The 11685-nt window shown below is 55.4% G+C and carries 8 protein-coding genes and 1 pseudogene; 5 read left to right on the top strand and 4 right to left on the bottom strand.

The genetic code is table 11. The features are described from left to right. From WAW39_RS18160 to WAW39_RS18150, 3 genes are all read right to left on the bottom strand, one after another. Positions 1-1366, bottom strand: a 1366-nt coding sequence (locus tag WAW39_RS18160; protein WP_422320605.1) for a hypothetical protein, incomplete at its 3' end; no start/stop codon positions are given. Between the two features lie 183 nt (positions 1367-1549). Next, a complete protein-coding gene (locus tag WAW39_RS18155) occupies positions 1550-2428 on the bottom strand; it encodes an SMP-30/gluconolactonase/LRE family protein (protein WP_422320604.1) in 879 nt (292 codons plus the stop codon). 107 nt (positions 2429-2535) lie between these two features. Continuing rightward, a complete protein-coding gene (locus tag WAW39_RS18150) occupies positions 2536-3405 on the bottom strand; it encodes an alpha/beta hydrolase (RefSeq protein ID WP_422320603.1) in 870 nt (289 codons plus the stop codon). Positions 3406-3580: 175 nt separating this feature from the next. Here WAW39_RS18150 and WAW39_RS18145 point away from each other — a divergent pair, with 175 nt between their 5' ends. The 4 genes from WAW39_RS18145 to WAW39_RS18130 all read left to right on the top strand — a co-directional run bounded on the left by WAW39_RS18145 (position 3581) and on the right by WAW39_RS18130 (position 8666). Beyond that, positions 3581-3985 (top strand): hypothetical protein, encoded by a 405-nt coding sequence (locus WAW39_RS18145; RefSeq protein WP_422320602.1) that lies wholly within the window; start codon positions 3581-3583, stop codon positions 3983-3985. 28 nt (positions 3986-4013) lie between these two features. Beyond that, on the top strand, positions 4014-5018 hold the full coding sequence (locus WAW39_RS18140; protein WP_422320601.1) for a hypothetical protein: 1005 nt from the start codon (positions 4014-4016) through the stop codon (positions 5016-5018). A 167-nt stretch (positions 5019-5185) separates the two neighbouring features. Next, complete coding sequence (locus WAW39_RS18135; RefSeq protein WP_422320600.1) at positions 5186-7612, top strand: DUF1549 domain-containing protein; 2427 nt, start codon at positions 5186-5188, stop codon at positions 7610-7612. Positions 7613-7691: 79 nt separating this feature from the next. Next, positions 7692-8666: a ThuA domain-containing protein gene (locus tag WAW39_RS18130; protein ID WP_422320599.1), complete on the top strand. Its 975-nt coding sequence runs from the start codon at positions 7692-7694 to the stop codon at positions 8664-8666. A gap of 1 nt (position 8667) precedes the next feature. Here WAW39_RS18130 and WAW39_RS18125 read toward each other — a convergent pair whose 3' ends face one another. Further along, complete coding sequence (locus tag WAW39_RS18125) at positions 8668-10716, bottom strand: type II secretion system protein GspD (RefSeq protein WP_422320598.1); 2049 nt, start codon at positions 10714-10716, stop codon at positions 8668-8670. A 265-nt stretch (positions 10717-10981) separates the two neighbouring features. Between WAW39_RS18125 and WAW39_RS18120 the strand changes: the two are divergent. Then, a pseudogene (locus WAW39_RS18120) lies at positions 10982-11685 on the top strand (hypothetical protein); the annotation flags it as partial.

Genomic DNA, 11685 nt, shown 5'->3' with positions numbered 1-11685 from the left:
GCCCAAGTGTAACTTTAGGAGGCGATTTCGATTGCTCTACCTCAATCTGTTGATCAGAATCATCTTTCTCAAGCTCAACCTGTGTTGATTGCTCAGTATTAGCTCCTTCCTGATCCAAGACAGATCTCTGTTCAGCAATAAGAATTGTCTGCTGCTTTAGTTCTTTAGTAGCGAGCAACAGCTGCCCCCGAATATTCTCTAGCGAATCTGGAATCCCCCCAAGGCTTGCTGCAATACTCTGATATATCTCGTTCATTTTTTGTCCAAGCTGCTCTGAAGACATTTCCTTAACTTGGCTACCCAACTCTTTTATTCTTATTTCAACATCTTTCTTTACTCGCTCTTCAACCTCCTTGCTGACGATTTTATAGACCTCGCTCAATGTATTAATTTTATCATCAATAAACTTAAGTTGAGTCTCATTGAGTTGCGCGTTCAACTCGAGCCCTCGCTTTTGAATTTTTGCCAATTGTCCGGCCAAGCTTTGATCAAGCTCATCTTTGCCAAATTGAATCATTAGCCTGTGCTCTTGCTCCTGAACATCATGCTCCCTTTGCTTTAGATCAATTTCACTACGAAGATTTTCAACTTTTTGAATCCTCTCACAAATAATATCTATATGATCCACGAGAGCACTATCCATATCATGAAGCGATAGGCGCCGAGCCAAATCTGCAAACTCATTAGAACGAAACATCAGATACAAAAGAATTCCAAACACCATGCTATGTGATGCTATCGATATTTGAAATCTATAGGTTAAAAACAAGGACAAATAGAGCAAGACAGAAAAGAAAGACATCCTAACAGCCGCTAAATTTTTTGGTATGAATTTATTAGCCCCCCATATGGCAGCATACACAATTGCAGTTCCACTCACCAGCCAAATTACATCAGTAATGGTTGTCAATTTAAGTGAAACCTCACTAGTTTTATGTGGCCCAACACTTTCCCACGCTATTGCAAAAACAGGAATGGGAAAATATGCAGAAGCCATTAATTGCACTAGGCGCATTTGCTGACTCCGAATAGCATTTGGAGTATCTCTAGACACCTTAAATGATTGATAAGCAATATAAGGGACAAATAGTATTGCCCAAAGAACAAAAACAATCATTACCCAATTCGAAAACCAAGTTAGAATTCCTGCCGCAAATCCATCTACAGAGATCCGAGACTCTAGCTGATCGAGAATTGCACTAAAACCACCGGTTAGAGCGGTCTCGCGTTTCAAAAGAATCAGTTGTTGGAAAAAAAACACAACCAATGCGAGCAAAACAATCACCTTAAAAAAGGTCGGCATCCTGCTCATTATCGCCTTCTGGCGATTCATCAGAATCGCACTGATTTGCTCATCGCTATTCATACGAAATTTGTGAAAAAAGTTTTTTTAAGTTTCCTAAATGAAATTTTACAACATAGATTTTGCTTAAAGAAGGTTTACTATAAGGCAATTTCGTCGCCGGTGCAAGGCACATCAAACAGGCATGATTTCGCTGCAATCGGCTTTAAAAATCGCTAACACGACGCCCTAGATTATCGAAGCCCCCTACCTCCCGAAATACCCCTTCACCTTCACCTTGCGGCCATAGATTTTCTCGCCCCCAGCCACGTAGAGAATGTCGTGATCCTTGCCGGCAAACTCGACGCTGACGACCTTGCCCAGCGGGTCCGGCTTGGCGATGATGCCGGAGAGACGGCCTGCAGTGTCGAAGATCTGCACGCCGAGTTCCGTGGTGACGAAGGTGCGTCCGTTAGCCTCTGTCGTCGAGCCATCGCCCGCAGCGGACTCTTTGCCCACAGGCAGCCACATCGTCATATACGGCGCGCCACCAGTCAGCGTGCCGTCGTCCTCGATGCGCCAGGCCCAGACATGCTTGCCGCCGTATTCAGAAGCAAACAGCGTGCGTTCATCCGTGGAGATCGTGATGCCATTCGGCTTCACCACATGGCCTTCATCCGCAATGATGTGCTTCTTGTCCTTGGTGATGAGATGGATGCGCTGCGTGGGCGTCTCCGTGAAATACAGATTCCCCGTTTTGCTGACAACAAGGTCGTTGCACTTCACATCCGTGAGCAGCACCTCCACCTCGCCCTTCATCGAGATGGCGATGATGCGCCCCTCCTTGTTGTGGCAGGCAAAAAAGCGACCATCCGGACCAATCTGCAGGCCGCTGATCCCAGGCAAGTTGTCGAGAAACAAATCCACCTTCCCGGTGCTGGCATCCAGCTTGTAGATGCCCTTCCCGCCCTTCACATCGGTGAAGAACAGATTGCCTGCCGCGTCGCAGCACAGGCCATCAGTAAAGACATACCCACCCGCGACTTCCCGCCATGGCTCACCTTCGATGAGGTAGTCATGCAGCGAGGTGTCCTGGGCAAACAGCGGGGTGGAAAGAAGGCAGAGGGAAAGGAGGATGCGTTTCATGATTTTAAGAATGTTCTGGACTCGCGGCTCTCTGTTCACGGTTTTCAACCAGTTCTTCGCAGACAACTGCGAACCGAGAACAGCGGAACCCTGAACCGCAAAGCGTGTTATTTCTTCCACAGCCAGCGCAGCGTGTCGGGCAGCAAGGCCCCGCCGTGCTTGCCATTGTGCGTGCCTTCACCGAGGACGAACTGAAAATCATAGCCCGCAAACTTCAGCGAGGCAGCCATGTCCTGATTCGCCAGCGGCCAGTTGCCGAACTGGTTGTCGAGATCGTTCTTACCGTCCTGCAGGAAGACCTTGATCGGCTTCTTCTCCGCCTTGCGGATCAAGGCCGGGTAAACATAACCGCCACGAATGTTGGTGAAGGAACCAATGTGGCTGATCACCTTGCGGAAGGCATCGGGGCGCTCCCAAGCCACCGTGAAGGCGCAGATGCCGCCGCTGCTGTTGCCACAGATGCCGCGGCCTTCGGGATCATCGGTCAGTTTGTAGGTCTTGGCCACTTCAGGCAGGATTTCTTCGATCAGGAAACGGGCATGCAGATCACCGAGGGAATCATACTCAAAGCTGCGGTTGCTGCGCGGCTTCTCCTTCGGGTTGGTCGTGGGAAACACCCCCGGATTGATGAAGATGGCGATCGTCACCGGCATCTCCCCTTTGGCGATGAGATTATCAAAAACCACCGGCACGCGAAACTGGCCGTCGGTCTTCACGAAGCCGCCTCCATCACAGAACACCATCACATTCGCAGGCGTCTCGGCCTTGTACTGCGCAGGCACATACACCCACCAGTCACGCGTCGTGCCCGGGTAGATCTTGGAATTCGTCCAGGCCGGCATCTGTGTCACCTTCCCCTGCGGCACCCCTTCCTTGACCTGGGAATCAGGTCCGAGGACATACTGGTCATCCTGCGGAGCAGAATGGGCGAGCGAGACAAAAAGCAGCGATGCGGCGGCAAGGGGGAGAAACTTCATGGGACGAATCCGAACGACAGGACAAAGGGACATCTTGCAATCATGCGCTGACATGGTGCCATGGACAGCCCGGCAGGCGCCATCTGAGGTGGACGGATCGAAAAACTTACATCAATGCTGTTGACGCAAATTGAAATCTTCGGAATAAAACGAAAGCAAACTCAATTCATTTTTTATGTTCAAGGAGTCAAACCGTTTAGTTCCAACCCTGTCAGCAAAGCTGAAGTTCAAGCGAAAATCTTCCTCGCAGTGGGCAGCCACCGGGGGCATCCTCGCGTCTCTGCTGCTTTGCTCCTGCAAAGAGAAAGACGCCCTGCTAAAAGAACAGAAGGATCTGCAGATCGCGCTCAATCAAGCCAAGGCGGAACTGGACACCTATCAGGTCAAAATAAACGCTGTCTTACCAAATCTCCCCGCTGCGGCAGCCACGCTGGAAGTCCAGCTGAAAGCCTCCGAAAAAGCCAACGCAGAACTCACTCAGACAGTCAACGAGGTTAGCAGCAAAGCCACACGCCTGCAGGACCAGCTTAATAAATTACGCCCCAAAGTCGAGGCTTACAAGGCGAAGTATCTGCGCTGATCTCATTCTCACCCCTCCCCAGCTCATCATGACTTTTGTAAAAATCATCCTCTTCCTGGCTGCCGTCGGCGCCGCATTTTACGGCGCTGACTGCTACCACAAAATCGAGAAGGCCAAAACAGAGTTGCTGCAGCTCAGACCTGAGCTCTTCCAAACACAGGAATCCCTGGCTTACGGCAAGGATGCATGGATAAATTATGAAGCTCTCAAGATCAAAGCAGATCAGGCGGCCGCCACCACAGCCTCGCTCAAACAACAGCAGGAAAGCGGGGAGAAAAACCTGAAAGCTGCCTTGGAGGAATTCACGGTCCTGGCCGCTTCCATGAACGATGCCGCAAACAAAGTGCGAACCAATGAAGCCATCCTGACTTTCCCTGAAATCAAGCTCACCGATGGCAGGATTTTAAAGGATGCCAAAGTTCGGAAGATCGAAGAGACCCAGGTGTCATTCATGCATTCGGCAGGCATGGGAACCGTACCGACCTCGCAGCTCCCACCTTCACTGCTGGAGCAGTTTGACCTGGGTCCCTCCAGCTTGACTGGCGCCATCGACGTCACGGCAGCAGGTCTGATTGCCAAAACGCAGCATCTGGAGGGCCTCAGCTTGACATGCCCCATTCCGTTGGTCGAAAAGCCCTACAAGCTTGAGCTCGGCGTGGTGACTACGGGCAAAAGCTTCCAAGGCAAAGCCGCCGATGAAATGGAGGTGAGCGTTAACAAGATTCGCTTTCCCAAGGGAGCCACGATCAACTTGGACGGCGCGGTCTCCGGCGCTTTTAAAGCGATATCCGCCCTTGATGGCATCACCAATCCCCAGCAGCAGGTCAAGGACACAAAGGTCTCCTCCTTTCCGGCCAAACGGGCTTCTTTCTCCGCCAATCGCTTCGGCAGTGAACTTCTCTCCGAAAGTTTGTTCATCCTCAACGGGGAGGAGATGTGGATGGTACAGGTGATCTTCTCGAGCAAATCCAAAGCGGGACGTACCATTGCGGACAACATGCTGTCATCGGTAAAAATCGGACCGGCTCCTTGATGCGCTCATTCATCGCATTTCCTTGATGAAAGGAGGCGAGGGCGAAGTGAGTCAACCGGTGAATGACTCCAGCACTGGCTGCGAGAATGGGGCTCTGGGCATACTTTTGCGGACATCCCGCAAGCAACCCGCGAGATTCCATCCTCGTGCCACGTTCGTGTTTCTGAATGCGACTCTCGATTCTCCTCCAGCTCTCCGCCAGCCTCACCGCCTCCGCAGCCGCAGCCGTCGATTTCTCCCACCAGATCGTTCCAATTCTGCGGGAGCACTGCGCGGAGTGCCATGCGGGTGACAAGAAAAAGGGAGGCTTCTCCTTCAATGATCGTGAATCCTTGATGGAGGGTGGTGAAGACGGCGCTGTGGTGGTGAGCGGCAAAAGCGCGGAGAGCGCCATGATCAAGGCCATCCTCTCGGCCGATCCCGATGAGCAGATGCCGCCCAAGGGCAAGCGAGTGCCTGCGGAACAAATCGCGCTGCTGAAACAATGGGTCGATGAAGGACTCGCGTGGGAGGAAGGCTTTGCCTTCAAGAAACCCGCGTATGAGCCGCCTCTCAAACCCCGCATGCCCGTCCTGCCCGCTGTGGTGGAGGGACGCAGCAACCCCATTGACCGCATTCTTGATCAATACCTCGACCAAAAGAAACACCCCCGCCCTGCGGCCATCGACGATGCCACCTTTGTGCGCCGCGCCTACCTGGACCTCATCGGCCTGCTCCCGTCTCCTAAAGACCTTGAGGCTTTCACCAAAGACACCTCCGCCGACAAACGGGCCCGCCTGATCGAGTCCCTGCTCAAGCGCGACATGGACTACACCGAGCACTGGCTCACGTTTTGGAACGATCTTCTGCGCAACGACTACGGCGGCACCGGCTTCGTCACCGGCGGGCGCAAGCAGATCAGCAACTGGCTGTACCATGCGCTGATCACCAACATGCCCTTCGACCAGTTCGTGCGCGAACTCATCGCGCCCCCGAATGATGAGAGCCGCGGATTCATCGACGGCATCAAATGGCGCGGCGATGTCAGCGCCGGACAGACCGTGGAAATCCAGTTCGCCCAAAGCGTCTCGCAGAGCTTCCTCGGCATCAACATGAAGTGCGCATCCTGCCACGACAGCTTCATCGACCGCTGGAAGCTGAGCGAAGCCTACGGACTCGCCGCCATCTATTCGAGCCGCCCACTGGAGATCAACCGCTGCGACAAACCCATCGGCCAGCAGGCCGTGGCGTCATGGCTGTTCCCAGAGATCGGCCAGATCGATCCGAAAGCGACACAACCCGAGCGCTTGAAGCAGCTGGCCGCCCTGATGACGCATCCGCAGAATGGTCGCACCACACGCACCATCGTGAACCGCCTGTGGCAGCGCCTCATGGGACGCGGCATCGTCCATCCCGCGGACGCCATGCAGACGGAGCCATGGAACGCGGACCTTCTTGACTACCTGGCCGCGCACCTTGCCGAGCATAAGTATGATCTGAAGCAGACACTCGCTCTCATCGCCACTTCGCAGGCATATCAATCTCACTCCCAGGTGGTGACCAAAGGCATCGACGATCACGGCTACGTCTATGCCGGCCCACGCGCCAAACGCCTCACCGCCGAGCAGTTTGTCGATGCCATCTGGCAGATCACCGGAGCAGCGCCTACAAAAATGGATGCCGGAGTTTTGCGCGGCAAAGTCGATCCGGAACTCACGAAACAGATCAAGATCCAAGGCCAGTGGATCTGGGGCCACAGCGCCAAGCCCGGCAGCACGCCGCCCTCCGGCGAAACGATCACCCTGCGCAAAACGATCAAACTCGACACTGATCCAGCCAGTGCCAGCGCGGTGGTCACCTGCGACAATGGCTACACCCTCTTCGTGAACAACCGCAAGGTCAGCGCCGGAGATGACTGGACCAAGCTCGCCGCCGTGCCGCTGCAAACCGCCCTGCGCAAAGGCCCGAACTCCATCCTCGTGATCGCCACCAACGCCGGCAAAGGCCCCAACCCCGCCGGATTTTTCTTCGACGCCCGTGTGCGCGATACCGCAGGCAAGGAAACCGCCATCAGCAGCGATGCCTCCTGGGAATGGACACCGCAGGCTCCGGCAACCAAGGAGGGCCGCATCCCGGCCTTCGACCCCAAGGACTGGCAGCCCGTCACCGTCGTGAAAGCCCTCGGCGCATGGCAGCAGACCATCAATGCCCAGGCTCCTTCATTGCTCGCCCAGGGAGCCGCAGCCTCAGATCGTATGATCCGCGCCTCGCTGATGAAGTCAGACTTCCTCATGCGCACGCTGGGCCGCCCAAACCGCGACCAGATCGTCACCGCCCGCCCCAATGAACTCACCACTCTTGAAGCCATCGACCTCGCAAACGGCAGCATCCTCTCCACCAGCATCACCAAAGGAGCGCAGCGTTTGCTGGCATCACACGCCCAGTCACCAGCCGCTCTGATCACCGCCCTCTACCACCAGGCCCTCTGCCGCGAGCCCTCCGCCAGTGAACTCGCCACGGCCCAAAGCTTGATCGGTGAAAAGCCCACACAGCAGTCGCTCGAAGACCTGCTCTGGGCCGTCTGCATGCTGCCCGAGTTTCAGGTCGTACGATAATGAGCCGCCCGTGATCCACGGCTTCGGCCCTTGATTTGAGTCGGAGGATGGGAATGATGAGCGCCTCTCCACCCACCCTATGAAGCCAGTTCCATTGCTCGCCGCCCTTCTCGCCACCGTTGTTTCACTCCAGGCAGTCACACCCGAGGGCAAACAGAAGCTCGTTTTCATCGCAGGCAAGCCCTCGCATCCTCCAGGCATGCATGAATTCCGCGCAGGCACCATGCTGCTGGAGCAGTGCCTCAAGAGCGTGCCCAATCTCGTGGTGGACCGCCACGAAATGGGCTGGGTCAGTGATGAAAAGACCTTCGAAGACGCGGACGCTGTGGTCATCTACGCCGACGGTGGCGGCAAGCACCCTGCCGTGGTGGACGGCCACCTCGAAACCCTGCGCAAGCTGACCGCCAAAGGCGTCGGCTTCGGCTGCATGCACTACGGCGTCGAAGTCGTGGCAGGCCAGGCGGGCAAAGAATTCCAAGAATGGCTCGGCGGGCATTATGAAAACGCCTATTCCTGCAATCCCATCTGGGACGCCAACTACACGGCCCTGCCAAAACACCCCATCTCCAACGGAGTGCTGCCCTTCGCCACCAAGGACGAATGGTACATCCACATGCGCTTCCGCCCCGCCTTCGGCCACGGCGTGACCCCTGCACAAGATGGTGCAGCCAAGTTTGCCCCCATCCTGGTGGCGACTCCCAGTGACGCCACACGTGACGGCCCCTACGTGGCGCCCAAAGGTCCCTACCCCCACATCCAGGCGGAAAAAGGCAGCCCCGAAACCATGATGTGGACCATTGAACGTGCGGACGGCGGACGCGGCTTCGGCTTCACCGGCGGTCATTTCCACGCCAACTGGGGCAACGACAACGTGCGCAAAGCCGTGCTCAACGCCCTGCTTTGGGTGACGAAGGTTGAAGTGCCTGAAAAAGGCGTCGAATCGGTCGTGAGCCCTGAAGCTCTCACCCAAAATCTGGATCCTAAACCCGCCCCCAAGCCCAAGAACGCCAGCAACGAAACACCACGCGTGTTTCAACGCGTGGCCGCCCGCTGACTTAAAAGTGCTCCTTCTTGAACAGGATGCTCGCGAATGATTCGAGCCGTTTGTGGACGTTTTTAAGCATCTGCTGATGGTGGTCGATCATCGCAAACTGCGCAGGCTCCGAGAGCTTCATGTTGTCACACTGTTCTTCGACACGTGAGACGGCGACTTTGAGTTCCTTGAGTTTCGTCCTCACTTCCGGAGTGATCCGGCTCTCCTTGATCGTGTTGCCCAGGATTTCGGCTTCGCGCGAGAGATACTCCACCGTCTTCGGCAGCGCGCTGCTGCCACCAATCAGCGCGCCGCTGTTGGTGTCCACCTTTGGCTTGCCGGCCATATGCGGCCTCTGCGGCACAACTGACTGCGGCTCCGCAGGCAGGCCGCCGTTGCGTCCATCAATGATCGTCGGGGTGATGAAGAGCATGAGGCTCTTGTGGTTCTTGCTCCGGCTCTTGTAGTCGAAGAGCCACTTGAGCCCTGGGATCTTGCTCAGGAATGGCACACCTGCCTCAGACTCCTTTTCAGTGGCCTCATCCAGTCCGCCCACCGCCACCGTGTACCCAGAATCAATCTCCACCGGCGCGCTGTAAACGCGTGACGAAGCAATGGGATACGGATTGCCCGAAATGACCTGCGAACCGATGATGCTTGAGACGGTTACAGCCATGTTCAGCAGCACCTTGTCACCCTGCATGCGCTTGGGCAGGATGTTCAACACGGTGCCGATCGGCAGATAGGCAACCTTCGTGGTGGTCGTCGCCCCCACCGATCCTGAACTCGCCGTGGAACTCGCGTCCAGCACCGGCTGGTTCACCACCGCGCGGATGGCCACCTCACGGTTGCTCAGAGTCACCATTCGAGGGTAGGACGTGGTGTTGGTTTCCTGATCGCGCATCATCGCGCGCAGTTTCACGTTCACATCCTGCGCACTCAGAATGCTCGTGGCAGGAAAGCCGAGTGTGCTGCCCACATTGTTCAAATTAACTCCTGACAGCAAAGGCGCCAGATCCGTGCGGAAGCCGCCGTTTGTGGCCGTCTGTGTGTACTCGACATCCAGCGAGTTATTCTTGTAGACGATGCCATCGCTGCCCACATACTCGGTGACTTTCGGTGTGACCTTGCTCACCTGGCGGAATGTGCCCGTCTCCAAAGTGCCCGTCCAGTCGATGCCGAATTCACGCGAAGGATCACGCGAAGTTTCGATAAATTTCACCTCCACGGCGATCATGGTCTGCGGTTTGTCTGCCGCAGCGATGTAGCCCTCCACCCACAGGTGCTGGAGCCGCGTGGCCACAATGTAGAGCGTGTTGGAGTCCGATTTCCAGATCACCTTGGGCTTCCGCACCGAACTCATCTCATTGGAATTCATGGCCCGCGCGGCATTTTCATCGGTCCCGGTGGCGCCCATGCCAGGCATGCCCGTTGTAAGCTGCGCTCCATCCATTTCCTCAGGTGGCAGGCCCAGCAGTGTGCGAATGTCATTGATCACTTCACTGCGCTTGACTGAAAACGTCTGGCTGGTTCCTTGCAGGTCCATCCCAACCGCCGCCCCGCTGACGCCCCCGCCACCACTGCCGGATCGGGTGGAAGACGATGTCGTGCCAGAGGTGACACGCTCCACAAGCTCGACCGCATTGTTCTTGATCTCATAGGATTTGCCGATGAGTTCACGATCATCCGCTGGACGAATATACCAGATGCCGTTGTCCGGAATGATGGCCAGCCCATTGGCTTTGCACAGGGTCTCCAGTACTTGGAACGGACTGGATCGGATGGAAAACGTGATCAAACGGCTCCCATCAGTGCTGTCATCCGGCAGTGAAAAGAATGAGATTCCAGCGTCCGTCGCCAGAAACCTCAGCACATCACTTAGCATCGCCTTTGAAAAGTCATACTGCTGCGGAGGGGCTGAGCGGAGCCTGCTCGCTTCCATCTCATTCTCCGGCGACATCACGTGCATGTTGCTCTGATTAAACTGAGCGCGCAACGTCGTCCCCGACGTGCCCGTCACAACGAGGCAAACCAGGAGATTGAACTGGAACAGTGCTATAAAATGGCGCATATTATGGTAATTATACCTGAAATGGAAAAACAAATCAAATAACATTTATCAGCTGAGTGTATTGATTTTATGTTTTATGCTAATTATTCAGCCGTCCGAACATTATTCACCAATGTCATTATAATCTCCATATCTTTCCCTTGAATTTAGGGAACTTTAACTATTTAGTACAACATTGATGATAGCCGCTAGAGTCACAGCTTTGCGCTCGGATGGACGCAGTTCACACTGTCGTGACGGATTCTCATTGCTCGAACTCGTCATCATGATTTCCATCATTGGAGTGATCGCTGGCTTGGGAGCAGCCCTCCTCTCCGATGACTCCGAGTCCTCCAGTGTCGCGAAGCTTCAATCAGACGTCGCCACACTGAATCAAATGGTGGCCCTCTATGTGGCAGATGGCGGCAGTTTGGCGGGTCTTACCACCCCCCAGTCGGTGCTTGATAAAATGAAGCGCTCACGCCCGCAGTCAGAATGGCAGCAGCATGTGGGCATTGTTTCAGGCAGGCTTCTGGATGTGCGCTTGCGAGCCCGCATGACCAGCCAGCCGGACAATTCCAACAATCCCCGCGCCTTCTGGGATCGCACCAAACAACGCTTTGTCTTGAGCAAGGGTTCTGGCAGTGCGGTGTCGGATTTTTATCTCGATGAATCCCTGGTGAATGCCGACTTCGGCACGGAAAAACGCACCAAATCTCTGGTCTCCTTTAATTCAAGCAGCAGCGGCTGGGTCTGGGGGACTTCCGTTACGAACCCCGCTCCCAACTATTTGGACCCGCCGCCTTTCTCCCCCCCTTCTCCCGCCACGGGATTCGATCCCAATGAAACTGCCAGCGGTTCATCCGGTCCTCCTTCAGACTCAGGTGGGGGCAGCGATGGAGGCAGCGGCGGCGGCGGCGGCGGCGGCGGCTCTCCGCAGCCCACGCTCGCACTTTTGCCCATTCCTATCATCACCCCTCTAGGCGGCAC

This window comes from Prosthecobacter sp. (genome assembly GCF_049294395.1).
In the GTDB taxonomy this organism is placed as follows: Bacteria; Verrucomicrobiota; Verrucomicrobiia; order Verrucomicrobiales; family Verrucomicrobiaceae; genus Prosthecobacter.
The sequence above is the reverse complement of the archived record's forward strand: the minus strand, read 5'-3'. Positions and strand labels throughout refer to the sequence as shown.